Origin of the sequence: Paenibacillus sp. 203 (genome assembly GCF_037027525.1) — a bacterium.
Lineage (GTDB): Bacteria > Bacillota > Bacilli > Paenibacillales > Paenibacillaceae > Paenibacillus > Paenibacillus polymyxa_B.
Map to the genome: position 1 here is coordinate 1 of NZ_JAXCHD010000108.1, position 230 is coordinate 230.

General features: G+C 54.8%; 1 rRNA gene. It reads right to left on the bottom strand.

Features of this window, described 5'->3' with window-relative positions:
* Nucleotides 1–230, bottom strand: a 23S ribosomal RNA gene (locus WA407_RS26900); the annotation flags it as partial.

The window sequence follows — 230 nt, forward strand, 5'->3', positions numbered from 1 at the left end:
TTTGCGGTACGGGCACCTTCTCCTGGCTAGAGGCTTTTCTTGGCAGTCTGAGATCATGACCTTCGCTACTACAATTTTCGCTCCCCATCACAGCCCAGCCTTAACGATGTGCGGCTTTGCCTACACACCAGCCTCACTGCTTAGACGGACATCCATCAGTCCGCGTCACTACCCTACTGCGTCACCCCCTCGCTCATAACGGCTTACGGTGGTACAGGAATTTCGACCTG